This window comes from Pararhodobacter sp. (assembly GCF_034676545.1).
Lineage (GTDB): Bacteria > Pseudomonadota > Alphaproteobacteria > Rhodobacterales > Rhodobacteraceae > Pararhodobacter.
In genome coordinates, this window is sequence record NZ_JAUCBZ010000015.1 from 1624046 (window position 1) to 1647487 (window position 23442).

Annotated in this window: 22 protein-coding genes and 3 pseudogenes; 13 read left to right on the plus strand and 12 right to left on the minus strand. The window is 61.4% G+C overall.

Features of this window, described 5'->3' with window-relative positions; all coding sequences use genetic code 11:
• Positions 1–4: 4 nt before the first annotated feature.
• Entirely contained in the window at positions 5–946 is a 942-nt protein-coding gene (locus VDQ28_RS11430) for a DMT family transporter (RefSeq protein ID WP_323036058.1), read from the minus strand.
• A 121-nt stretch (positions 947–1067) separates the two neighbouring features.
• On the opposite strand from VDQ28_RS11430, the gene VDQ28_RS11435 reads away from it, so the two are divergent.
• From VDQ28_RS11435 to istB, 12 genes and pseudogenes are all read left to right on the plus strand, one after another.
• A complete protein-coding gene (locus VDQ28_RS11435) occupies positions 1068–1940 on the plus strand; it encodes a PaaX family transcriptional regulator C-terminal domain-containing protein (protein WP_323036059.1) in 873 nt (290 codons plus the stop codon).
• Positions 1941–2101: 161 nt separating this feature from the next.
• On the plus strand, positions 2102–3307 hold the full coding sequence (gene pcaF / locus VDQ28_RS11440) for a 3-oxoadipyl-CoA thiolase (RefSeq protein WP_323036060.1): 1206 nt from the start codon (positions 2102–2104) through the stop codon (positions 3305–3307).
• 17 nt (positions 3308–3324) lie between these two features.
• Positions 3325–4314: a 1,2-phenylacetyl-CoA epoxidase subunit PaaA gene (gene paaA, locus VDQ28_RS11445; RefSeq protein ID WP_323036061.1), complete on the plus strand. Its 990-nt coding sequence runs from the start codon at positions 3325–3327 to the stop codon at positions 4312–4314.
• A gap of 82 nt (positions 4315–4396) precedes the next feature.
• Complete coding sequence (gene paaB / locus VDQ28_RS11450; protein WP_323036062.1) at positions 4397–4681, plus strand: 1,2-phenylacetyl-CoA epoxidase subunit PaaB; 285 nt, start codon at positions 4397–4399, stop codon at positions 4679–4681.
• Between the two features lie 125 nt (positions 4682–4806).
• Positions 4807–5525 (plus strand): annotated as a pseudogene (gene paaC / locus VDQ28_RS11455) (1,2-phenylacetyl-CoA epoxidase subunit PaaC).
• 4 nt (positions 5526–5529) lie between these two features.
• The gene (gene paaD, locus VDQ28_RS11460; protein WP_323036063.1) at positions 5530–6039 is read left to right on the plus strand and encodes a 1,2-phenylacetyl-CoA epoxidase subunit PaaD; all 510 of its coding nucleotides are present in this window, start codon (positions 5530–5532) and stop codon (positions 6037–6039) included.
• A gap of 9 nt (positions 6040–6048) precedes the next feature.
• Entirely contained in the window at positions 6049–7122 is a 1074-nt protein-coding gene (locus VDQ28_RS11465; RefSeq protein WP_323036064.1) for a 2Fe-2S iron-sulfur cluster-binding protein, read from the plus strand.
• Between the two features lie 22 nt (positions 7123–7144).
• A complete protein-coding gene (locus VDQ28_RS11470; RefSeq protein WP_416349424.1) occupies positions 7145–7885 on the plus strand; it encodes a Phenylacetic acid catabolic protein in 741 nt (246 codons plus the stop codon).
• 11 nt (positions 7886–7896) lie between these two features.
• Entirely contained in the window at positions 7897–9945 is a 2049-nt protein-coding gene (gene paaZ / locus VDQ28_RS11475; RefSeq protein WP_323036066.1) for a phenylacetic acid degradation bifunctional protein PaaZ, read from the plus strand.
• A 25-nt stretch (positions 9946–9970) separates the two neighbouring features.
• Positions 9971–10132, plus strand: coding sequence for a hypothetical protein (locus tag VDQ28_RS11480; protein WP_323036067.1), 162 nt, complete (start codon positions 9971–9973; stop codon positions 10130–10132).
• A gap of 361 nt (positions 10133–10493) precedes the next feature.
• Positions 10494–12026, plus strand: a complete 1533-nt coding sequence (gene istA / locus VDQ28_RS11485; protein WP_323034837.1) for an IS21 family transposase — start codon at positions 10494–10496, stop codon at positions 12024–12026.
• Complete coding sequence (gene istB / locus VDQ28_RS11490) at positions 12016–12810, plus strand: IS21-like element helper ATPase IstB (protein WP_323034836.1); 795 nt, start codon at positions 12016–12018, stop codon at positions 12808–12810. Before istA ends, istB begins: the two co-directional genes overlap by 11 nt.
• A 68-nt stretch (positions 12811–12878) precedes the next feature.
• Here istB and VDQ28_RS11495 read toward each other — a convergent pair.
• The 8 genes and pseudogenes from VDQ28_RS11495 to acnA all read right to left on the minus strand — a co-directional run.
• Positions 12879–12968, minus strand: a pseudogene (locus VDQ28_RS11495) (hypothetical protein); the annotation flags it as partial.
• Between the two features lie 15 nt (positions 12969–12983).
• Positions 12984–13118, minus strand: coding sequence for a hypothetical protein (locus tag VDQ28_RS11500; protein ID WP_323036068.1), 135 nt, complete (start codon positions 13116–13118; stop codon positions 12984–12986).
• 75 nt (positions 13119–13193) lie between these two features.
• Positions 13194–13550: an Mth938-like domain-containing protein gene (locus tag VDQ28_RS11505; protein WP_323036069.1), complete on the minus strand. Its 357-nt coding sequence runs from the start codon at positions 13548–13550 to the stop codon at positions 13194–13196.
• A 4-nt stretch (positions 13551–13554) separates the two neighbouring features.
• Positions 13555–14520, minus strand: coding sequence for a protein translocase subunit SecF (gene secF / locus VDQ28_RS11510; RefSeq protein WP_323036070.1), 966 nt, complete (start codon positions 14518–14520; stop codon positions 13555–13557).
• A gap of 10 nt (positions 14521–14530) precedes the next feature.
• Positions 14531–16195: a protein translocase subunit SecD gene (gene secD / locus VDQ28_RS11515; protein WP_323036071.1), complete on the minus strand. Its 1665-nt coding sequence runs from the start codon at positions 16193–16195 to the stop codon at positions 14531–14533.
• A gap of 75 nt (positions 16196–16270) precedes the next feature.
• The gene (gene yajC / locus VDQ28_RS11520) at positions 16271–16597 is read right to left on the minus strand and encodes a preprotein translocase subunit YajC (protein WP_323036072.1); all 327 of its coding nucleotides are present in this window, start codon (positions 16595–16597) and stop codon (positions 16271–16273) included.
• 367 nt (positions 16598–16964) lie between these two features.
• Positions 16965–17513, minus strand: a pseudogene (locus tag VDQ28_RS22590) (aconitate hydratase); the annotation flags it as partial.
• Entirely contained in the window at positions 17440–19740 is a 2301-nt protein-coding gene (gene acnA, locus VDQ28_RS11525; protein WP_416349371.1) for an aconitate hydratase AcnA, read from the minus strand. The gene acnA and the pseudogene VDQ28_RS22590, both read right to left, overlap by 74 nt.
• A 243-nt stretch (positions 19741–19983) precedes the next feature.
• On the opposite strand from acnA, the gene VDQ28_RS11530 reads away from it, so the two are divergent.
• Complete coding sequence (locus VDQ28_RS11530) at positions 19984–20913, plus strand: DUF1223 domain-containing protein (protein ID WP_323036073.1); 930 nt, start codon at positions 19984–19986, stop codon at positions 20911–20913.
• On the opposite strand, the gene VDQ28_RS11535 is transcribed toward VDQ28_RS11530, so the two are convergent.
• The 3 genes from VDQ28_RS11535 to VDQ28_RS11545 all read right to left on the minus strand — a co-directional run bounded on the left by VDQ28_RS11535 (position 20914) and on the right by VDQ28_RS11545 (position 23186).
• On the minus strand, positions 20914–21807 hold the full coding sequence (locus tag VDQ28_RS11535) for a lauroyl acyltransferase (protein WP_323036074.1): 894 nt from the start codon (positions 21805–21807) through the stop codon (positions 20914–20916).
• A gap of 86 nt (positions 21808–21893) precedes the next feature.
• Complete coding sequence (locus VDQ28_RS11540) at positions 21894–22766, minus strand: lysophospholipid acyltransferase family protein (protein ID WP_323036075.1); 873 nt, start codon at positions 22764–22766, stop codon at positions 21894–21896.
• A 186-nt stretch (positions 22767–22952) separates the two neighbouring features.
• On the minus strand, positions 22953–23186 hold the full coding sequence (locus VDQ28_RS11545; protein ID WP_323036076.1) for an acyl carrier protein: 234 nt from the start codon (positions 23184–23186) through the stop codon (positions 22953–22955).
• Positions 23187–23442 lie beyond the last annotated feature (256 nt).

A 23442-nucleotide genomic window follows, 5' to 3' on the forward strand; every position in this document is an offset into this window, starting at 1 on the left:
CTGATCAGCGGATCATTGCGCTGCTGGCATGGATGCGCTTCAGGCCGATCCGGCTGATCAGCAGGCCCAACAAGATCAACCCCAAGGCAATCAGGAACTGCGGTGGCAGCGGCTCCGCCAGGATCACGGTGCCGAAAATCACCGACCAGACCGGCACATGGTAGTTGGTCATGGTCAGGAACGTCGGACCGGCCGTGCGGATCACATGCACCAGAACCAGCGTGGCAAACGCAGTGGGCAGCAACCCCAGATACGCCAGAGCCGCCAAAGCGCTGACGGGCGGCATGGTGTGCGGCAACCCCTCGACCAGCAGGGCGACGGGCAGGATCATGGCGCTGGCCACCAGCAATGCGGTGGTGCTGAACGCGATCGGATCGACTGGCGGGCAGCGCCGGGTGATGATCGAGCCGATGGCATAGGATAGCGTCGCGCCGATGCACACCAACCGCGCGACGGGTTCAAGCTCGGTGCCGACGGTGTCCAATGCGTCGGTGCCAATCAAGATCACCACCCCGACCAAGCCAATCGCAAACCCGGTGACCTTGTAGCGCGACAGGCGTTCACCCGGTAGGAAAAGATGGGCGAGACTGACGGTGAACAGCGGCACCATGGCCATCGTGATTCCGGCAAAGCCCGAGGTCACATGCTGCTGCGCCCAGGACAAAAGCGTAAAGGGCAACACATTGCTGAAAAACGCCATGCCGGTCGCGTGCAGCCATATTTTCGGCGTCTTGCGCAGCGACGGCAGCGGCAACCGGCGTACAAGGCACAACAGCGACAGCGTGACGGCGGCAAAGACAATCCGTCCGGTCGCAATGCCAAACGGTCCGATTCCATCGAGTGCCAGATGCACCGCCAGAAAGGATGCACCCCAGATCATGCCGAGACCAAAGATCTCGACCCAGTTTATCAGCGTTGGGCGACTCGGGGCGGCGATTGCAGACATGCGGGCTCCTGCGCGGTTCGGATTTGGGTCGCATGAATGCTACACATGTACAAGGGTTTCTCCACTCGTCAGCGCGCGTGGCCTGTGCCACAGTATGACATACAGTCAGAAGGGGGGCCGGGTGCCCAGAACCGCAATGTCGAAACTTGCGCATTCCGAGAACGAGCAATCCCAGCCGGAGTTGCGGGTCGAACAGATTGTTCAGGCGATGCCACTGCGTGCAGCCGGGTTTATCGTGACACTCTACGGTGATGCGGTGGTGCCGCGCGGCGGCGAGGTTTGGATGGGAACGATCATCGAGATTTGCGCGGCGGTCGGAATCAGCGAAACCTTGGTGCGCACGGCGGTCTCACGGCTGGTCACGGCGGGGCAGCTTGCGGGCGTCCGGCATGGGCGGCACAGTTTTTATCGGCTGTCCGAGAGCGTTCAGGCGGAATATGCCGACGCGGCGGCTCTGATCTACGGTCCGCCCGATCCAGTTGCCTGGCGCTTTGTCTACATCCCCGAAGGCGGTGCCGAGCCCCGCCTTTCGCAGCTTGAACGACAGGGTTATGCCCGCCTTCGGCCGCATCTGGCGGTTGGTCCGGCGCGTGGCCCGGTGCCCGCTGGTGTCTTGGCATTTGACGGCGAAGCGGTTGGCGACACCGACCTTTTACCGGAGTTCGTGGCGCAGACCTGGGACCTGGCCACGCATGCGCAGGGGTATGTCGACCTTCTGGCACAGTTTTCCCCGATCATGCGTCAGGTGCCGACTCTCTCGCCGGGGGATGCGCTCACGTTGCGGCTGCTCTTGGTTCACGCGTGGCGACTCGTCTTGCAGCCGGACCCGAGGCTGCCAGACGCAGCCTTGCCGCCGGACTGGCCGGGGCACCCGGCGCGCGCGCTCTTCAAGACATTGTACCTTGCGCTGTCGCCCGGGGCCGAGTTGCATCTTTCCAAGATATTCGAGGGTGTTGAGGGTCACAGAGTTCGGCAAGCCCGAGGCCATGGCTGAACGGCTGGCGGTCCTGGCTTCGACCCCTGACAAAAAGGAGAGGCTTTGACGGCAGCCGTTCGCCTCAAAGTGTCACGTTATGACTGCACAAATTCATTGATTTGTGACGTATTTTAATTTATACAGTGACCGTGCGGTCAGGGAATGAGGAGACCACAACAATGACCGAGGCTTTCATTTGTGATGCTGTTCGCACACCAATTGGCCGCTATGGCGGCGCGCTCTCGTCGGTTCGTGCCGACGACCTGGCCGCTGCGCCGCTCAAGGCCTTGATGGCCCGCAATGGCAGCGTGGATTGGTCTTTGGTCGATGACGTAATCTATGGCTGCGCCAATCAGGCGGGCGAAGACAATCGCAACGTGGCCCGCATGGCGGTTCTGCTGGCGGGGCTGCCGGTGAACGTGCCCGGCACGACGATCAACCGCTTGTGTGCCTCGGGGATGGACGCGGTCGGCGCCGCCGCGCGCGCAATCAAGGCGGGCGATTGCGATCTGATGATCGCCGGTGGCGTCGAAAGCATGAGCCGCGCGCCGTTCGTGATGCCCAAGGCGACAACGGCATTCTCGCGGGCGGCAGAGGTATTTGACACCACCATCGGCTGGCGGTTCGTGAACCCGGCGATGCACAAGGCGTTCGGCACGCATTCCATGCCCGAAACCGCCGATAACGTCGCCGCCGATTGGGGTGTCTCCCGCGCGGATCAAGACGCGATGGCGCTGCGCAGCCAGCAAAACTGGGCCGCGGCGCATGAGGCGGGCTTGTTTGCGGATGAAATCGCCCCTGTGTCGATCCCGCAGCGCAAGGGCGATCCGAAGATCATCGACACTGACGAACATCCACGCCCGCAAACCGACGCGGCGGCGCTGGCCAAGCTGCGGGGGATCAACGGCGTCGATCTGACTGTCACGGCGGGCAATGCCAGTGGCGTGAACGATGGCGCGGCGGCGCTGGTCATCGCATCCGAGGGGGCGGCGCGGGCGCAGGGCTTGACGCCACGCGCGCGGGTCGTCGGCATGGCGGCCGCGGGGATCGAACCTCGGGTCATGGGGGCCGGCCCGATCCCGGCGGTGAAAAAACTGCTGGCGCGCACCGGGCTGAGCATCGCGCAGATGGATGTGATCGAATTGAACGAAGCGTTCGCCGCGCAGGGCCTTGCCGTGCTGCGCGATCTGGGCGTCGCCGATGACGACCCTCGTGTGAACCCGATGGGCGGTGCGATTGCGCTGGGTCATCCGTTGGGGATGTCGGGCGCGCGTCTGGTCGGCACGGCGATGTGGCAATTGCAACGCACGGGCGGGCGCTATGCGCTGTGCACCATGTGCGTGGGCGTGGGTCAGGGTGTCGCCCTGATCATGGAACGGGTCTGAACGGGGAGATCAGAACAATGTATGCACAGATGGTAAAGTCCGAGGCGACCAATGACGACCCTGAAAAGCTGGCCGCGTTTCAGGCGCGCATCGACGCGGGCGAGCGGATCGAGCCCAAGGAGTGGATGCCCGAAGGCTATCGCAAGACGCTGATCCGGCAAATCGGCCAGCACGCGCACTCGGAGATCGTCGGTCAGTTGCCCGAGGGCAACTGGATCACCCGCGCGCCCACGCTGGAGCGCAAGGCGATCCTGCTGGCCAAGGTGCAGGATGAAGCGGGGCACGGGTTGTACCTGTATTGCGCCGCCGAAACGCTGGGCGTGTCGCGCGACGACCTGACCGAGCAATTGCTGTCGGGCCGGATGAAATATTCGTCGATCTTCAATTATCCGACGCTGACCTGGGCCGATATCGGCGCGGTTGGCTGGCTGGTCGATGGCGCGGCGATCATGAATCAGGTGCCGTTGCAGCGCACGTCTTTCGGGCCGTATGCCCGGGCGATGGTGCGGATCTGCAAGGAGGAAAGCTTTCACCAGCGGCAGGGCTACGATCTGATCCGGGTGATGGCGCAGGGCACCGCCGAGCAGAAGGCAATGGCGCAAGATGCACTGAACCGGTTCTGGTATCCGTCGCTGATGATGTTCGGGCCGAGCGACAAGGACTCGGTGCATTCGACGCAATCCATGGCGTGGAAGATCAAGATCAACACCAACGATGAATTGCGCCAGAAATTCGTCGACCAGACCGTGCCGCAGGCGCATTATCTGGGGCTGACGATCCCCGACGAGACACTGACGTGGAACGATGACAAGAACGGCTGGGACTTTGCCGAGCCTGACTGGAACGAGTTCTACGACGTCCTCAAGGGGAATGGTCCGTGCAACGTCGAGCGGATCGAGGCGCGTCAGAACGCCTGGAATGACGGTGCATGGTTCCGCGATGGTTTGATGGCACATGCCAAGAAAGCCGATGCCCGGCGCAAGGCGGCCAAGGTCGCTGCAGAATAAGGCGGAGTGGGGGCTTTGCCCCCTCTTCGGCGGTGCCGAATTCACCCCCAGAGTATTTGGGGCAAGATGAAAGGGATAAGCCATGTCGAATGAATGGCCACTTTGGGAAGTGTTTATCCGGGGCCAGCATGGCCTCAACCATCGGCATGTGGGCAGCTTGCACGCGCCCGATGCGGAATTGGCGATGCGTCACGCGCGCGACGTCTACACCCGGCGCAATGAGGGGGTGAGTATCTGGGTGGTGCCGTCGGCCGAGATTACCGCGTCGGCCCCGTCCGACAAGGGCCCATTGTTTGATCCGGCAAATGCCAAGGTCTATCGCCACCCGACATTTTACGACATTCCCGATGAAGTGGGGCACATGTAATGCCAGCACAAGGTGATATGATGACCCCCGACGCCGAAGCTTTGGCCAAGGCGCAAAGTGGAACCGGGCGCGCGCCACTTGTGGCGAATGATGCGGCGACGGATTTGTTCACAGGTCTGACAAGGCTGGGTGATAACACCTTGATTCTAGGGCATCGTGTGTCGGAGTGGTGCGGCCATTCCCCGGTGCTTGAGGAAGACATCGCGCTGGCCAACATCGCGCTGGACCTCATTGGCCAGACGCAATTCTGGCTGGGTCTGGCGGGCGAGGTTGAAGGCGCTGGGCGCGATGCGGATGCGCTGGCCTTTCGTCGCGACTCGGGGGACTTTCGCAACATTTTGCTGGTCGAGCGTCCGAACGGCGATTTCGGGCACACCCTCATGCGTCAGTTCCTGTTTGACGCGTGGCATGCGCCGATGTTGGCGGCTCTGACCAAATCCAGCGATTCGCGGATTGCCGAGATCGCGGCCAAAGCCAGCAAGGAAGTGGCCTATCATATCGAGCGCTCGGCGGATCTGGTGATCCGGTTGGGTGACGGCACCGAGGAGAGCCATGCGCGGATGCAAAAGGCGCTGGATCGGCTGTGGAGCTATACCGGCGAGATGTTCCTCGGTGACGACACCGATGCACGGCTGGCCGCGCCGGGATCATGCCTGCGCCTGAATCGCTGCGTGCCGGCTGGGATGAGACGGTCAATCATGTCTTGGCCGAGGCCACGCTGACCCGTCCGACAAGCACGTTTGCGCATCAAGGCGGCAAGCAGGGGCGCCATTCCGAGCATATGGGGCATCTGTTGGCGCCGATGCAGTGGTTGCAGCGCGCCTATCCGGACGCCACCTGGTGACACCATGAGCGCCGCCATCGAGCAGGTCTGGACCTGGTTGGGCGAAGTGCCCGACCCCGAGATTCCGGTCATCAGCCTGACCGATCTGGGGATCATCCGCGACGTGGCCTATGAGGGCGAGACACTGGTGGTCACCGTCACGCCGACTTATTCGGGCTGCCCGGCCACCAGCGTGATCAACTTCGAGATCGAGAAAAAACTGCGCGACAAGGGGGTGGCCGATGTGCGCCTCAAACGCCAGCTTTCGCCGCCCTGGACGACGGACTGGATCAACCCTGCGGCGCGGCAGGCGCTGAAAGACTATGGGATTGCGCCGCCCATTGACGGCACCGCTGCCGATGGTGTGATCGCCGGGCGCATAGCGCGCATGAGCGGTGACAACCGAGCGGTGGAATGCCCGCGCTGCGGCTCGACATCGACCGAAAAGGTCAGCCAATTCGGCTCGACCCCGTGCAAAGCGAGTTACCGCTGCACGGATTGCCTTGAACCCTTCGACTATTTCAAATGTATTTGAGGTGCCCGCATGGCCCGTTTCCTGCCCCTTGAAGTGACCAACGTGCAGAAAGACACCCGTGATGCGGTTGTCGTGACGCTGCGCCCGCGCCCCGAAGACGCGGATCGTTTTGCCTTTACCCAAGGTCAATATCTGACGTTCCGACGTGAGTTTGAAGGGGAGGAATTGCGCCGCTCGTATTCGATCTGCGCGGGGCTTGACGAGGGGCTGCTGAAGGTCGGCATCAAGCGCGTTGACGGCGGTGCGTTCAGCACTTGGGCGAATGAGAACCTGTCGCCGGGAATCGTGCTGGAGGCGATGCCGCCAATGGGCAATTTCCATGTGCCGTTGCAGGCCGACAAGGGCCGCAGCTATCTCGGCTTTGCCGGCGGGTCCGGGATCACGCCAGTGCTGTCGATCCTGAAAACTGTGCTGACCCGCGAGCCACAGTCACGGTTCACGCTGGTCTATGCCAACCGTCAGATGTCTTCGATCATGTTCCGCGAGGAGCTGGAGGATCTGAAGAATATCTATCTGGGCCGCCTGTCGGTGATCCATGTCCTCGAGGCGGAAGGGCAGGAAATTGATCTGTTCACCGGCCGCGTCGATGACGAGAAAATGACGGCCCTGTTCACCAATTGGGTTGATCCGAAGACGGTTGATGTGGCCTTTATCTGTGGGCCAGAGCCGATGATGCTGACGATTGCGCGCAGCCTCAAGGACAATGGTTTGGGCGATGACCAGATCAAGTTCGAGCTGTTTGCCAGCGGCCAGCCCGGGCGTGCCAAACACAAGGCCGTCAGCAAGGTCGCGGATAGCGGCGAGGCCTGTGAGGCCACGGTCACGCTGGACGGGGCGACCCGCTCATTCCGGATGCCGAAATCCGGCGAGAGCCTGTTGGACGCGGCCTTGAGCAACAATCTGGATGCGCCCTATGCGTGCAAGGCAGGGGTTTGTTCGACTTGCCGCGCCAAGGTGTTGGAGGGTGACGTCGAGATGCACACCAACCACGCGCTTGAGGATTACGAGGTCAAGCAAGGCTATGTGTTGACCTGCCAATGTTACCCGCTCAGCGACAAAGTTGTCGTCAGCTACGATCAATAAAGGGGCCGCAACCATGACCGATATGCCGATCGAAGACTACCTGGCGCACGGTGGGAAACTGACCTCGCCGGGCAATGTGCCCGCGCGCTACCGGGGTGAATTGCTGCGCTTGATGGCGTCGTTTGTCGATAGCGAATTGGCGGCCTCGGCCGGGTTTGCCGATACGATCAATGACGCGCCGGGGATCAAGAGCCGGATTGCTGCCCGGATTGTGCTGGAAAAAGCCGATCACGCGGAAAAAGTCCTGTCGATCATGGCCGAGTTCGGCGTCGACACCGGGCGCTATGAGGGGGTCCACCCCTGGGCGGCGCGGGTTGCGCGTGAGGCGGATATCGGCGCGACGCGGCAGGGCGGTGACATGCGGCTTTCGGTGTTCCACTACCCGTTGCAGGGTTGGGTCGATGCCGTGGTGATGAACGTGCTGCAAGGTTTGGCGGCCAAGGTTCAGATCGGGGAAATGGCGCGGGTCAGCTATCAACCGCTGGCCGAGGTGTTCCGCGCGGTGGCGCCGATCGAGGCGCGTCATGCGGAGCTGGGGCTTGAGGGGTTGTCGCAGATCGCGGCGACCGAAGCGGGCCGAGCCGAGGCCGAGGCCAGTCTTGCGTATTGGCGCCCTCGGGTCGCGGCAGGGTTCGGTGCCGCCAATTCGGCCCGGTTCGAGCGGCTGTCGCGCATGGGTTTGCGGCACCGTACCAACGAGGTTTTGCTGGCCGAATGGTCTGCGACTGTGGACGCGCATCTGTCCGACATGACACTGATTTGAAAGGACCGGCCATGACACAACAGGCTCCCTATACGCTGAAAAGCTACATCTGCGGCGAATGGAAAGCGGGCTCTCGGGATGGGGCTGAACTGCTCGACGCGGGAACGGGTGCCGTTGTGGCGACGATCGACGCGACCGGCCTCGATATGGCCGAGGCGTTGGATTATGGTCGCCGCTCGGGCCATGCGTTGCGGTCGATGACCTTTCATGAACGCGCCGAGATGTTGAAATCCTTGGGAAAATTCCTGACCGAGCGCAAGGCTGAGTTCCATGCGCTCTCGCTGGCCACCGGGGCCACGCCGCGCGACGGGATGGTGGATATCGAAGGCGGTTTGCACACGCTGTTTGCGTACTCGGGCATGGGGCGGCGCGAATTGCCGAACGCGCGCACCTTGGTCGAGGGGGATTTGCAGGCCCTGTCGAAAGACGGCAGCTTTTTCGCGCATCACGTCCTGACCTCGTTGCAGGGCGTCGCGGTGCATATCAACGCCTATAATTTTCCCTGCTGGGGGATGTTGGAAAAACTGGCGCCGACGCTGTTGGCAGGCGTTCCTGCGGTGATCAAACCGGCCTCGCAGACGGCCTATCTGACGGAATTGATGGTGCGCCGGATCATCGACAGCGGCCTCTTGCCCGGGGGCGCGTTGCAGCTCATTTCAGGCTCGGTTGGCGATCTGCTGGATCATGTGACCGGGCAGGATGTGGTGACGTTTACTGGCTCGGCCAGCACCGGGCGGATGCTGAAGGCGCATCCTAAAATCATCGCGGAATCAACGCGCTTCACGATGGAGGCGGACAGTCTGAACGCGGCGGTGCTGGGCCCGGATGCGGTGTCGGGTACGCCGGAGTTTGACCTGTTCGTCAAAGAGGTTGCCCGCGAAATGACGGTGAAGGCGGGGCAGAAATGCACCGCGATCCGCCGGATCATGGTGCCGCGCGCACAATCTCAGGCCGTGATCGCGGCCTTGGGCGCAGAATTGGCCAAGGCCAGCGTCGGCCTGCCGGGCGACGCGGCGACACGGATGGGCGCGCTGGCCAGCCATGCGCAGCGCGACGAGGTTCGCGCGCGGATCCGCGATCTGTCGTTGGATGCCGAGATTGTCGTCGGCAACCCGGATGACGTCCGCGTTGTCTCGGGCGATCCCGAGGCAGGTGCGTTTCTGAACCCGGTGGTGATGTATTGTGACACCCCCGGCACGGCGCGCGCGGTGCATGACACCGAGGCCTTTGGCCCGGTCAGCACGGTGATGCCCTATGACGACCTCGACGAGGCCGTGTCCCTGACCCATCGTGGCAAAGGCTCGCTGGTCGCGTCGGTGTTTACCAACGATCCCGGCGTGGCCGAAGCGGCCGTGATCGGTATGGCGCCGTTCCACGGGCGTATCCTGTTGGGCAACCGGGTCAGCGCGAAATCCTCGACGGGTCACGGCGCACCGCTGCCAAATCTTGTGCATGGCGGCCCCGGTCGCGCGGGCGGCGGCGAGGAAATGGGCGGTATCCGTGGTGTGAAACACTTCATGCAGCGCACGGCGGTGCAGGGGGCTCCAGCGTTGTTGTCGGCGGTGACGGGGCAGTGGATTGACGGAGCGCCAACCCGCGCCGATGTGCATCCGTTCCGCAAGTCTTTGGCCGAGTTGCGCATTGGCGATCAACTGGTGACGCAAAAGCGCGAAATCACGCTTGCGGATATCGAGCATTTTGCGGCGTTTACCGGCGACACGTTCTATGCCCATATGGATGAAGACGCCGCCAAGGCCAATCCGTTCTTTGACGGTCGCGTGGCGCATGGATATCTGATCGTCAGCTTTGCGGCGGGCCTGTTCGTGCAGCCTGATCCCGGCCCGGTTCTGGCCAATTACGGCGTGGATAACCTGCGGTTTCTGACGCCGGTTTATCCCGGTGATGTTCTGGGCGTGCGGTTGACCTGCAAGGATATCAATCCGCGCACCAATACCGAGCATGGTGAGGTGCGTTGGGATTGTCAGGTGACCAATCAGGCGGGTGAGGTCGTGGCGCAGTACGATGTGTTGACGATGGTTGCCAAGACTTGGCCGAATTGACGGGCGCGGCGCGTTTCAGGGTCGAATGACCCCTCAACGCGCCGGTGGGGCCTGCCCCACACGCCGCCATTGCATCAGGATGCGCAAGCCGATTCCACAACTGGCCAACCCCTATCATGTGTCGCATATCGAGACCTTGATCGAGTATTGGGCGCCGCTGTGGGTCGCTATGAACGCGGTGACATAGTCGTTGGGCAGCTGTGACTACTATCCTTTTGTTTCAACGACCAAAATTACACAAAAGCTGAAGCTCACCCGTGATCTGATCGAGGGGCAATAACAGCGGCTAGCCCTCGCTATGAATGGGCAGGTTCAGCGCCCGGGCAGCGCTTTCAGCCGCTGACACGAGGTTGCGGTTGTACTCGAACTCTTTGGCTGGCGGCATGAACACGCACAACCGGCCAGCACGACATTCGTGACGACAATCGCACCGGCTGTAGATTTCCACGCAGAAGTGAGCCGGATAGACGGATAATTTCCACTGAGATTTGAGCCATGTGACCCTTCCCCCAGCGCGATGCGCAACGGGGAGCAGCGGAGTGATACACATGGGACTTTTGAACATTATTCGACGGATGTCTTTGCGGGAGAAGCTATCGATCCGTGAGATTGCGCGTCGCACTGGATTGTCGCGCAATACGATTACAAAATATCTGAATGCGGGCACGATCGAGCCGCAGTTCGCGACACCGGAGCGGCAAAGCAAGCTCGATCCGTTCGCCGAGAAGCTTGCCGGTTGGCTGAAGACGGAGGCGGCCAAGTCGCGCAAGCAGCGGCGAACGCTGAAGCAGCTGCATGCCGATCTGGTGGTGCTTGGCTTTGATGGGTCTTACGGTCGGGTCGCGGCTTTTGCGCGTGACTGGCGGGCAGATCGGCAGCGAGAGCAGCAGGCAACAGGGCGCGGCATCTTCGTGCCGCTGTCGTTTCGTCCGGGCGAGGCATTCCAGTTTGACTGGAGCGAGGATTTTGCCGTTTTGGGCGGCGAGCGCGTCAAGCTACAAGTCGCCCATATCAAGCTGTCGTATAGCCGGGCCTTTCTGGTTCGGGCGTATCTGCTGCAAACGCACGAGATGCTGTTCGACGCTCACTGCCACGGGTTCCGGGTCTTCGGCGGCGTTCCAGGGCGTGGAATTTACGACAATATGCGCACCGCTGTTGACCGCGTCGGTCGTGGGAAGGAGCGGCAGGTCAACATGCGCTTCCTCGCAATGGCCAACCATTACGTGTTCGAGCCAGCGTTCTGCAATCCTGCCGCCGGCTGGGAGAAGGGGCAGATCGAGAAGAATGTGCAGGATGCCAGGCACCGTCTGTGGCAACCCATGCCGGACTTCCCCGATCTCGCGGCCCTGAATGATTGGCTGGAACAGCGCTGTGTGGCGTTGTGGAATGAGATTCCTCATGCAGCACTGCCGGGGAATGTTGCTGACGTCTGGGCCGCAGAACACCCCGTGCTGATGCCATTGCCGCCCGCCTTCGATGGCTTTGTCGAGCATAGCAAACGGGTGTCCCCGACCTGCCTAATCAGCTTCGAGCGCAACCGCTACAGTGTTCCAGCGTCGTTTGCGAACCGGCCTGTGAGCTTGCGGGTTTATCCAGAGCGTTTGGTGGTCGCTGCCGAGGGTCAGATCCTGTGCGAGCATGTGCGGGTGATTGAGCGCAGCCACCAACTCCCGCCACGCACGATTTACGATTGGCGCCATTATCTGGCCGTCCTTCAGCGTAAGCCGGGTGCGCTCAGGAACGGCGCGCCCTTCGTGGAATTCCCTCCGGCCTTCAAGCGGCTGCAAGACCTTATGTTGCGCAAGCCTGGCGGTGACAGAGAGATGGTTGATATCTTGGCGCTGGTTCTGCATCACGACGAACAGGCCGTGCTCGTCGCCGTGGAAATGGCCTTGGCTGAGGGCGTGGCAACCAAAACTCACGTTCTGAACCTTCTGCACCGTCTTATTGACGGAAAGACGATTGGTGGGCCGGACATCGAAACACCACAGGCACTGGCTTTGCGCAGTGAGCCAAAGGCGAATGTCGAACGCTATGACGGCCTGCGGGCCCGGACCGCCGGAGGCCGCCATGCGTCATGATCCCGCCAGCGGTGCCATCATCATCATGCTGCGCAGTTTGAAGATGCATGGCATGGCCCAAGCCGTCACCGACCTCATGGAACAAGGCGCACCAGCCTTTGATGCTGCGGTGCCGATGCTCGCTCAATTGCTGAAGGCCGAAGTGGCCGAGCGGGAGGTCCGGTCCATTGCCTATCACATGAAGGCCGCTCGCTTCCCGGCTTACAAGGATCTGACCGCCTTCGACTTCGCGGCCAGTGAGATCAATGAGGCCACGGTGCGCCAACTTCATCGGGGCGAGTTCATGGACGGTGCCCAGAACGTTGTGCTGATCGGGGGCCCTGGGACTGGCAAAACGCATGTCGCGACAGCCCTTGGCGTGCAGGCTGTCGAGCATCACCGCCGCAAGGTTCGCTTCTTCTCGACCATCGAGCTCGTCAATACGCTCGAACAGGAGAAGGCCAAAGGCAAAGCCGGACAGCTTGCCGAAAGCCTCGTCCGCCTGGATCTCGTGATCCTCGACGAGCTCGGCTACCTGCCGTTCAGTGCATCAGGCGGTGCGCTGCTCTTCCATCTGCTCAGCAAACTTTACGAACGCACCAGCGTCGTCATCACCACAAACCTGAGCTTCAGCGAATGGGCCACCGTCTTCGGCGATCCCAAGATGACGACCGCACTCCTCGACCGCCTGACCCATCGTTGCCACATCCTCGAGACCGGCAACGACAGCTTCCGCTTCAAAACCAGTGCAGCCACCGCGGCGCAGAAAAAGAGGGAGGACAATCACGTATTGACCAAAGCCTGAAACCCGAAACATAACCTAGAGGTGGCTCACTTCTCGATGGAAAACCCGGCTCACTTCCGCGTGGAAATCTACACACCGGCGTTGAAGACCGGATTCCGCGGTGCGATTTGTTCATGTTCAAGCGGCACAATGGGATTGAACGCCGTGCCCGAGGGTTCGCGGCCAACCCGATCTCAGAGGCGGCCACTCTGTTTGGCCAGTTCCGGGATGTAATCGGCGGCGCGGCCACGGTCGGTCTGGGTTGAAAGTGTCGGGTCGATGTCGGTCAGCCGCGTTTGCAGATCGAGCTTGGCGCGGAGCCTTCTCAAGGGGCGGAGCGAACCGAATGATGCCGACGTCGCAGAGTCGAGCTGCGCATCGGCGCTGGAGTTGCGGATCCCGCGTCAGCCCGCGGGCAGCAGGGCAACCGCGATCCTGCGACCTTCAGACAGCAGGACATTGTAGGTTCGGCAGGCCGTTGCCGAGGCCATGATCTCGACACCCATGCCGGCCTCTTCCAACCTTGTCCGCAGTTTCGCGGGGATCGGGGCGATGCTGGGACCGGTGCCGATGAACACGACGTCAATCTGTCCGGCCAAGCGCAACAGGGGGTCAAGATCGTCGTAGCCTTGCCAGGCTTCGGCGTGGCCGGGCGCAAACAGGACCGGGGCCGGATAGACTATGGTATCCACCCGGTAATAATCGGCGCCATAGCCCTCGATGGGTTTGGCGGCGCCGAAATTGACTTCGGTCATTTGCATTGTCTCAATCCGTCGTCGCGAATTGGGTGCCGGCCTTGTCGCCACCCGTGCCGATGTCCCGGCGCACGCCAAGGCGTTTGACGATCACGGCGGCCACATAGACCGACGACCAGGTTCCAACAAAGATACCCCAGATCATCGCAAAGACAAAGCCCCGGATCACGTCGCCGCCCAGGATAAACAAGGACACCAGCGCAATGAGCGTGGTCAACGAGGTCATCAAGGTGCGTGACAAGGTCTCGTTCAAGGACAGGTTCATCACATCAATCAGGTCACGTTTCTTGAACTTGATCAGATTTTCGCGCATCCGGTCAAAGACCACCACCGTGTCGTTCAGCGAATAGCCGACAATGGTGAGCAAGGCCGCAATGATCGACAAGTCAAAGCGCAGTTGCAAGACCGCGAACACGCCAATTGTCAGGATGATATCGTGGACCAGCGCGCCGACTGCACCCAAGGCAAATTGCCATTCAAAGCGCAGCCAGATGTAGACCAAGACCGCCGCCAGAGCCGCCACAACCGCGATGATCGCTTCATAAATCAATTCGCCTGACACTTTGGGGCCGACGGATTCAACGGAGGAAAAGGACAGCGTTGGATCAACGTTGCGCAGCGAGGCTTCGACCTGGCTGAGGATCTCGGGTGTGACGGCTTCCGAGTCGTCCTGCGCCTGAATGCGGATGGTTGCGACGTGACGGTCGGGGCCATAAGTCGGGTCGAAAACCTCGGAAATCGAGATATCACCCAAGCCAAGCGGTGTGATGGCATCGCGATAGGCGCCAATGTCCAGCGGTTGCGTGGCCTCGGTGCGGATCGAGGTGCCGCCCCGAAAGTCGATGCCGAAGTTCAGCCCAAAGGTGAAGAATGCCACGAATGACAACACCATCAAGACGCAAGACAGACCAAATGTCAGCCGCCAGGGGCCCATGAAGTTGATGTTGGTATTGTCGGGTACGAGTTTGAGCAGCATGGGTCAATCCTCAGAGCGAAAGCGTTTTGGGGCGGCGGCGTTCAAACCACCAGACAATGATCAGACGCGTGATGAAGATTGCCGAAAAGACCGACGTGATGATCCCGAGACCCAAGGTGATGGCGAAGCCACGCACCGGGCCAGAGCCAAGCGCGAACAGGATGGCGGCGGTAATGAAGGTGGTGATATTGGCGTCAAGGATCGAGGACATCGCCTTCTCATAGCCCAGTTCAATCGCCCGTGCCGGTCCGCGCGCGGTGCGCAGTTCCTCGCGAATACGCTCGAAAATCAGTACGTTGGCATCAACGGCCATCCCGATGGTCAACACGATTCCGGCGATACCGGGCAGGGTCAGCGTGCCGCCGATCATCGACAGGATCGCAAAGATCATCGCCACGTTGACCAGCAGGGCGGTATTGGCGATGATGCCAAACAGACCGTAGCTGAGTGTCATGTAGATCAGAACCGCGCTCATCGCGACGACGGCGGCGATCTTGCCGGCATCAACGCTGTCCTGGCCGAGTTCCGGGCCAATGGTGCGTTCCTCGAGGAAATCCATCTGCGCAGGCAGCGCACCAGCACGCAGCAGGATGGCCAGTTGCGTGCTTTCCTCGACCGAGAAGCTGCCGGTGATGATACCCGAGCCACCGGCGATATGCGCCTGAATGGTGGGCGCCGAGATCACCTCGTCGTCGAGGACAATGGCAAACGGGCTGCCGATATTTTCGGCGGTATAGAGCCCAAAGGCCCGCGCGCCAGCGGGATTGAAGCGAAAGCTGACCGCGGGGCGGCCGTTCTGGTCAAAATCGGGTTGCGCATCAACCAGTTGCTCGCCCGAGACAACCGGCGTTTGTTCGAGGACGTAGAACAGACCCTCATCGTTCATCGACGGATAGAGCACCTGGCGCGGTGCCATGACCTCGTCACCGTCGCGTGTGGAGCGAATGACCGGATGGAAGGTCAGCCGCGCGGTTGTGCCGATCAGGTCCTTGAGTTCGGTGGCAGAGCCAATGCCGGGCACCTGAATCAGGATGCGATCCGCCCCCTGGCGCAGGATCGTGGGTTCCCGCGTGCCAACCTCGTCAACCCGGCGACGAATGATTTCCAGCGACTGATTCATGGTCCGGTCATCCGTGGCGATGCGTTCGGCCTCGGACAGGGTGATCACAATCTCGCCATTGTCGAGCGAGATATCGAGATCGCTTTGTCCGATGCCCGTCAAGGTTTGCATCGGGCGCGCAAGGGTCTGTGCGATTTCGAACGCGTGTTGCAGACCGTCTGGATTTGACACCGCGACCCGCAATTCGCCCGCGTCCTCGCTTGCCATGCGGCGTACACCGCCGACAATCGCGCGTTCCGTCCGCAGCAAATCGCGGATTTCGGGCCACAAAGCGTCGATGCGGTCGGCATAGACATCGGTGACGCGAACCTCGGCCAGAAGATGTGCGCCGCCGCGCAGGTCAAGGCCGAGATTGACGAGGTAAGAGGGCGCCCAATCGGGCCACAGCGCGCGCTCTGCCTGGAGTTCGGGCGTATCCAGACCGGTTTCCATGAGGGCAACAGCATCATTATGGCGCTCGACGCGGTCGTAGAACAGGTTGGGAACCGCATAGCTGATGGCTGCCAAACAGAGCAGAATGATCAGAGCGCGTTTCCACAAAGAAATTTGCAGCATGAAGAGACCTTGCGTACGAGATTGGTCGACCGAAGGGCGCGGGAGGCCGCCCCTATGGGCTAGGGGCGGAGTCCGTTATTCTGGCGTCGCGGGAACGGTTTTCGACAGAACGGTGGTGATGGTCGAGCGCACGACACGGATTTTCACGCCTTCTGCGATCTCGAGATCGACTTCGCCGTCGTCCTTGACCTTGGCGACCTTGCCAATGATGCCGCCTGCGGTGATGACCTGATCACCCCGGCGCAGGTTTTCGATCATGGCGCGATGCTCTTTGGCTTTCTTCTGCTGAGGGCGGATCAGCAGGAACCACATGATCCCGAAAATCAGGACAAAGGGGATCAGGGACGAGGCAAGGCTGGCGGCGCCGCCCGCGGCTTGGGCATAGGCAGGGGTGATAAACATAAGGCTCCTAAGGATTGGCAAGGGTGACAGGCGCTAACAGTCCCGCGGGTTTGGCGCGCACCCTATATGCGGGTTCGGGTGAGTTCAAGCGAGAGAGAACGCTGTGTTTATGCCGCAGCGTCACGTTCTGGTGGGGTGGTTCGGGTAAGCCGGAGCGGTGGGGCATCGAACCCCACCGCTCCGGCGCGCCTTGGGCGCGCGGCGGGGTGTCTGGCGGTGGTGCCTGTGTCTGGCGGAGGAAGGGGGGCGGCTGCCCCCATCGCCTGCGGCGATTCCCCCGCGGATATTTGGAAGAACAAAGACGGGGTGCGGAACTCAAAAGGCCCCGCTGGGAAGCAGGGCCTTTGAGGTTTTGCGAAGACGCCGATCAGGACTTGGCGAGATCGCGCAGCACATAGTGCAGCACGCCGCCGTGTTTGACGTAGTCAACTTCGATTTCCGTGTCGATCCGGCATTTGATCTGGATCGTTTTGGTTGTGCCATCAGCATAAGTGATGTGACAGGGCACGGTCGACAGCGGTTTGATGTCGTCATTGAGGCCATCAATGGTGACGGTCTCGTTGCCGATCAGCTTCAGCGTCTTGCGGGTGTCGCCGTTGGTGAACTCGAATGGAATGACGCCCATGCCCACGAGGTTCGAGCGGTGGATGCGCTCGAAGCTTTCGGCGATCACCGCCTTGACGCCCAATAGCGCGGTGCCCTTGGCGGCCCAGTCGCGAGACGAGCCCGCGCCGTATTCGATGCCGCCGAAGATCACCAGCGGTGTGCCAGCCTCCTGGTGCGCCATCGCCGCGTCATAGATCGAGGTCTGCTCGCCGTTCGGGCCTTTGGTATAGCCGCCTTCAACGCCGTCCAGCATCTCGTTCTTGATGCGGATGTTGGCGAAGGTGCCGCGCATCATGACTTCGTGGTTGCCGCGGCGTGAGCCGTAGCTGTTGAAGTCCTTTTGCGCGACTTGACGGTCGATCAGGTATTGACCGGCCGGGGGTGGTTGATTTGAACGACCCGGCGGGCGAGATGTGGTCGGTGGTGATCATGTCACCCAGAAGTGCCAGGATTTTTGCGCCGTTGATCGGGTTGATGTGACCCTTTTCAGCCGACATGCCGCGGAAATAGGGCGGGTTCTGGATATAGGTCGAGGCCGCGGGCCAGTCGTAGGTCTCGGAATCCGGTGTTTGCACCGCTTGCCATTTTTCGTCGCCTTTGAAGACGTCGGCGTATTTCGACTGGAAAGCCTCACGGGTGACGGTTTTCTCGACCAGGGCGTTGATCTCGGCGCTGGTGGGCCAGATGTCTTTCAGGAAGACGTCCTTGCCATTCTGGTCCTTGCCGAGCGAGGCCTTGGTGATGTCGATATTCATGTCACCAATCAACGCGTAAGCCACCACCAGCGGCGGGCTGGCGAGGTAGTTGGCGCGCACGTCGGGCGAGATGCGGCCTTCGAAGTTGCGGTTGCCCGAGAGCACCGAGACGCCGATCAGATCGTTGTCGGCGATGGTCTTGGAAATCGCCGGGTCCAGCGGGCCGGAGTTGCCGATACAGGTGGTGCAGCCGTAGCCGACGAGATCGAAACCGATGGCGTCGAGGTCCTCTTGCAGGCCAGCGGCCTCAAGATATTCGCTGACCACTTGCGATCCCGGTGCCAGCGAGGTTTTCACCCAAGGCTTCCGGGTCAGGCCAAGTGCACGCGCCTTGCGGGCCACGAGGCCGGCGCCGATCATCACATAGGGGTTCGAGGTGTTGGTACAGGAGGTGATCGACGCGATCACGATCGAGCCGTCGTGCAATTGATAGGAGCCGTCGGCGGCGGTGACGTAACCACGCTGATGGTGGCCGGTGTCTCCAGGGATTGCGGTGGGTGCAGGCTGTCCGCCTTCGCTTTCCCAGCGATCTTTCTGCTTTTCGTTGACTTTCTTGCCTTCGCGCTGGCCTTTGACATAGGCGCAGAAGCTGGACGCGGCGTCATCGAGTGCGATGAAATCCTGTGGCCGTTTTGGGCCCGAGATCGCCGGAACAACGGTCGACATGTCCAGTGACAAGGTGTCGGTGTAGATCGGCGCGTAATTGGCATCGCGCCACAGGCCGTTTTCCTTGGCGTAGGCTTCGACCAGGGCAATGCGGGCTTCGTCGCGGCCCGTGTTGCGCAGGTAGCGCAGCGTCTCACCGTCGATCGGGAAGAAGCCGCAGGTGGCGCCATATTCGGGCGCCATGTTGGCGATGGTGGCGCGGTCCGCGAGAGGCAGAACGTCGAGGCCCTTGCCGTAGAATTCGACGAACTTGCCGACCACACCCTTGGCGCGGAGCATCTGCACGACCTTGAGCACGAGGTCGGTGCCGGTGGTGCCCTCGACCATCTGGCCGGTCAGCTCGAAGCCCACGACCTCGGGGATCAGCATCGAGATCGGCTGACCGAGCATCGCGGCCTCGGCCTCGATGCCGCCGACGCCCCAGCCCAGAACGGCGAGGCCGTTGACCATCGTGGTGTGGCTGTCGGTGCCGACGAGGGTGTCCGGATACGCAACCTCTTGGCCGTTCTGATCCTTGTCGGTCCAGACGGTCTGCGCGAGATACTCTAGGTTCACCTGGTGGCAAATGCCGGTGCCGGGCGGCACAACGCGGAAGTTGTTGAACGCGTTCTGACCCCATTTCAGGAACGTATACCGCTCCATGTTGCGTTCATATTCGCGGTCGACGTTGAACTGGAACGCGCGCGGGTTGCCGAATTCGTCGATCATCACCGAGTGGTCGATGACCAGATCAACCGGGTTCAGCGGGTTGATTTTCTGCGCGTCACCGCCCAGCGCCTTGATGCCGTCGCGCATCGCGGCAAGGTCCACAACGGCGGGAACGCCGGTGAAATCCTGCATCAGCACGCGGGCCGGGCGATAGGCGATCTCACGCGGGTTCTGGCCGCCTTTGGTGGCCCATTCGGCGAAGGCTTTGATGTCGTCGGTGGTGACGGTCTTGCCGTCCTCGAACCGCAGCATGTTTTCCAACACCACCTTGAGGGCGGCGGGCAGGCGGCTGAAGTCGCCGAGCCCGGCAGCTTGCGCGGCAGGGATCGAGTAGTATGCGATGGAGTGATCGCCTACAGTCAGGGTTTTGCGCGCTTTGGCGCTGTCGTGGCCGACGATGATGGTCATGAGAGGAGGCTCCCGTCAGGTTAAGAGGGGTTTGGCTGGCATGCTATTGCCCCAATTCGAGCCACCAATCAAGGGGTGGCATCGCGAATGTATACCATTGTGCACAAAAAACTTGCCCTTGAGAGGGCTCAAGACGTGGCGATGCTGTCACAAGGCGGTGTAACCGGCGGTCTCGGGCCTTGCCCTCCCTTGCGGAGCGGCGCATTTGACGGTTCATTGGCACCACACGGCAGGAGCAAGCGTATGACGCTGATCGCACAACAGCGAGCACAAGGGATGTTTCGGGTCGGGACTTGGCCTGCACCGTTCTTGAGGCGCGCACTGCAAGGCGCGGGATTCGCGCTGGCGCTGGGGATCGTGCTGCCGATGTCTGGCGTGGCGCAGCAAGTGCCCGCGACGGCCGTCGACCACCCCGTCGTGCTGGAACTCTATACGGCGCAGGGCTGCGCTTCGTGCCCGCCAGCCGATGAGATGATGCTGGACCTTGCGCAGCGCGACGATGTGATCGCTTTGGCGCTGCATGTGGATTACTGGGATTATATCGGCTGGGCCGATTCCTTTGCCGACCCTGAGAACGGTCAGCGGCAGCAACGCTATGCGCGGCGTCACGGCCAATCGACGATCTATACGCCGCAAGTCATCATCAACGGGATCGACGTGGTCGAAGGGTTCCGGGTGATGCAGGTGATGAATACCATTGCCGCGCACCGCACCAGGCCAGCAGAAATTCGGATCACCTTGATGCGCGCTGAAAATGGCGGTCTTGAAATCCGGGCCGAGCCTTTGGCGCAAATGGCCCCGGTTGTGGCGATGGCGTCACGACGTTCGGCAATGCCGAATGCCGTGGTCGGAACGCTCAGCATGGGCGAGGAGGCCGCCGAGTCCGCGACGGATGCCGAACCGTCGATGCGGGCAGAGATGGTGGCCCCGGGATCATATTCGATCGAACTTGTGCGGTACCGTTTGAGTGATGAAGTCGAAATCCAAGGCGGAGAAAACGCCGGTCGGATCGCGCGATTCGCGAATATCGTCACCAGTTGGGAAACGGTCGGAACCTGGAATCCGGCCGGACCGTTGGAAATGACCGTGCCGATTTCCGGGACTGATCCGGTTGTGGTCATCGTGCAGGAAATGGGGCAGGGCGAAATCCTGGCGGCAGCGCGGTTGCGCTGATTACTCGGACTTGGGAACGTATTTCCACCGACGGTGAATCCAGAACCACTGCCCCATATGTCCGCGAACGCGCGCGGCCGTGCTGTCGTTGAGGGCTTGGGTCATGGTGATTGCATCGGTGTGCGGAATCGGGGTTTCGACCTCGATGGTAAAACTCAGGCCATCGGGGTTTCGCGTCGCATAGACCGGCACCATCAGCGCGTTGTACTTCAGCGCCATTTTTGCCGCCGAAATTGCGGTCAGCGCCGGTTTGCCAAGAAAATCCAGCACTTCGCCCGAATTGAAGTTCTGATCCCCCAGGATCCCCAGCATACCGCCGGCACGCACGAAGCGGATCATGTCGGCCAGCCCCTCGGACCCGCGCGGGAACAGGGGTTTTGCGACACTTTCAATCGTTGCGACATAGCGTCGGTTTGCGGCGGGGTTTGTCAGCGGTTTATACAGCCCGCCAACGTTGAACCCCCGCGCCGAAAGCCCCGCGCGCCATGCGTCATAATTGCCGAAATGTGCGGAAACCAGGATCACCGGTCGGCCACTGGAATGGGCCTCGTCCAGGGCTGGCAGGCCCGGGCCGCTGATTGGTTGCGTTGCGGCAAAGCGCGCGAATTCCGCACCGGAATGGATCTCGATCATCAAGCAGGCGAAATTGTCGGCAACCTCGCGGCAAATGCGCCGGACCTCGGCAGGGGGTAACTCGGGGAAGATGTGGTGGAGATTGTTGCGAATGCGCTTGTTCATCGCCAAGGGGCCCAGAACGGTGCGGCTGAACCAGCCCATCGCCGGAATGCGCCACCGGTAGGGGATCAGGCGCATGACTCCTATGACTGCGCCGGTCGCGCGATCTTCGAGCCAGTGCCGAAAGCGCCGGGCCAGGGGTGTGGGTGGTGTGGTCAAGCGGGCCAATCCGTTGAAGTCGAGGTCACAGGTGTCTTGTGGGTCTGGCTGTCGAGGCCGCGGCGGGCAAGAACATGGTGTTCAGTCTAAGGGGTATCGTCAGCCGTGTCACTGTCAGGGTGGTCTTGCTTGCGGCGGTTGTGCCAGTAGACCCATTGCTCAGGATGGGCGCGAACCTGCGCCCCAAGGCTGTCATTCAGCGCCTGCGTCATCACCATCGGATCGCCGTGCGGCACGGCGGCATCAATCCAGATACGAAACCCGGGCTGCTCTTTTGTGCGGATGCCGTAGATCGGCACCAGGGCGGCATCATATTTCAAAGCCATCTCGGCCATCGACAAGACGGTGCGTGTCGGCTGCCCGAGAAAATCGAGCAAGACACCGCTTGTGCGGTCCAGATCAACGCCAATGCCCAGCATTCCGCCAGAACGCAGGAAACGGATCATCGACTTTCTGCCGTCGCTCGTATTGGGGAACATATGCGCACCGGGGGTCGAGACCGCGCGCAGATACATGTCGTTAAAGCCCGGGCTGCCGAGCTGATTGAAATATCCACCGACCTTGAAGCCCCGCGCGATGAGCGCCAGACGCCAAACATCATAATTGCCCAGATGCGCCGAGGCGAGAATCACGGCGCGGCCCTGCGCATGAGCCTCATCCAGCGCGGCAAGGCCCGGCCCCTCCAGGGTGAGGGTCGCGGCGATTTTGGCGAGTTCGTCAGCCGAAAGGATTTCGATGATCATCCTGGCAAAATTGCCCGGGACTTCGGCGCCGATCCGCTTGGCCTCGGATGCGGGCAGTTCCGGCAGGAAATGTTGTACGGCGGTTTGAACCCGCTCTGGCATTCGGGAAAACCGGGCAACGATGGTATCCCCGACCCAACCGGCCACCGCGACGCGCCACCGGAATGGCAGACGCAGCAACCCGCGCAGCATTCCAAGCGCCAGTTTCTCGGCCACTTTTTCAATCGGACTCAAGGGGCGGGATAAAGGGCGGATTGTCGTGATATCTCAAGGGGGGATTTTGCGCCGACCTTATCGCCGCAGGTGATACGGGGTCAATGTGAAAGCACGGCCGTCCCGGTTGGGAGGGCCGTGCTGACGATGCCCGTGTGATCCAGGGATGCCCGCAGGCACCGCGTGGAATCAGACGACTTTGGTGATGAAGCTGACTGCGTCGCCGAACGACTGAATATTCTCTGCCGCGTCATCGGGAATTTCGATGCCGAATTCTTCCTCGAAGGCCATAACCAGCTCAACGGTGTCAAGGCTGTCTGCGCCCAGATCGTCGATGAACGAGGCGTTCTCGGTGATCTTGTCTTCTTCGACGCCGAGATGCTCGACGACAATTTTCTTAACGCGATCCGCGATGTCGCTCATGGTCTATCCTCGTATTCGTTCGGCGGAAACCGCCCTGATTCTGAATTGCTCTCGCAAGCGGTGACGGCTGTTGTACCCGGTGAAGATACAGAGCCGGACCGGCACGGGCAAGCCCCGGCTCAATCGACGCCGCCTATAACACACGCGCAGCCATTGGCAAACGCTTTCGCGCTGTGCACGCGCCCTGATCGTGTCGTCCAGCGGCGGTTGGTCCGGCGGATTGGAACCAAGGACGTGTTGTTCAGCCGCTGGAACG

What these genes read in the sequence shown, in the direction of transcription:
- VDQ28_RS11430 (WP_323036058.1), bottom strand. Translation starts at nt 946, where the DNA reads ATGTCTGCAATCGCCGCCCCGAGTCGCCCAACGCTGATAAACTGGGTC.
- pcaF (WP_323036060.1), top strand. Translation starts at nt 2,102, where the DNA reads ATGACCGAGGCTTTCATTTGTGATGCTGTTCGCACACCAATTGGCCGC.
- paaA (WP_323036061.1), top strand. Translation starts at nt 3,325, where the DNA reads ATGTATGCACAGATGGTAAAGTCCGAGGCGACCAATGACGACCCTGAA.
- paaB (WP_323036062.1), top strand. Translation starts at nt 4,397, where the DNA reads ATGTCGAATGAATGGCCACTTTGGGAAGTGTTTATCCGGGGCCAGCAT.
- paaD (WP_323036063.1), top strand. Translation starts at nt 5,530, where the DNA reads ATGAGCGCCGCCATCGAGCAGGTCTGGACCTGGTTGGGCGAAGTGCCC.
- VDQ28_RS11465 (WP_323036064.1), top strand. Translation starts at nt 6,049, where the DNA reads ATGGCCCGTTTCCTGCCCCTTGAAGTGACCAACGTGCAGAAAGACACC.
- VDQ28_RS11470 (WP_416349424.1), top strand. Translation starts at nt 7,145, where the DNA reads ATGCCGATCGAAGACTACCTGGCGCACGGTGGGAAACTGACCTCGCCG.
- paaZ (WP_323036066.1), top strand. Translation starts at nt 7,897, where the DNA reads ATGACACAACAGGCTCCCTATACGCTGAAAAGCTACATCTGCGGCGAA.
- VDQ28_RS11480 (WP_323036067.1), top strand. Translation starts at nt 9,971, where the DNA reads ATGACCCCTCAACGCGCCGGTGGGGCCTGCCCCACACGCCGCCATTGC.
- istA (WP_323034837.1), top strand. Translation starts at nt 10,494, where the DNA reads ATGGGACTTTTGAACATTATTCGACGGATGTCTTTGCGGGAGAAGCTA.
- istB (WP_323034836.1), top strand. Translation starts at nt 12,016, where the DNA reads ATGCGTCATGATCCCGCCAGCGGTGCCATCATCATCATGCTGCGCAGT.
- VDQ28_RS11505 (WP_323036069.1), bottom strand. Translation starts at nt 13,550, where the DNA reads ATGCAAATGACCGAAGTCAATTTCGGCGCCGCCAAACCCATCGAGGGC.
- secF (WP_323036070.1), bottom strand. Translation starts at nt 14,520, where the DNA reads ATGCTGCTCAAACTCGTACCCGACAATACCAACATCAACTTCATGGGC.
- secD (WP_323036071.1), bottom strand. Translation starts at nt 16,195, where the DNA reads ATGCTGCAAATTTCTTTGTGGAAACGCGCTCTGATCATTCTGCTCTGT.
- yajC (WP_323036072.1), bottom strand. Translation starts at nt 16,597, where the DNA reads ATGTTTATCACCCCTGCCTATGCCCAAGCCGCGGGCGGCGCCGCCAGC.
- acnA (WP_416349371.1), bottom strand. Translation starts at nt 19,740, where the DNA reads ATGACCATCATCGTCGGCCACGACAGCGCCAAAGCGCGCAAAACCCTG.
- VDQ28_RS11530 (WP_323036073.1), top strand. Translation starts at nt 19,984, where the DNA reads ATGACGCTGATCGCACAACAGCGAGCACAAGGGATGTTTCGGGTCGGG.
- VDQ28_RS11545 (WP_323036076.1), bottom strand. Translation starts at nt 23,186, where the DNA reads ATGAGCGACATCGCGGATCGCGTTAAGAAAATTGTCGTCGAGCATCTC.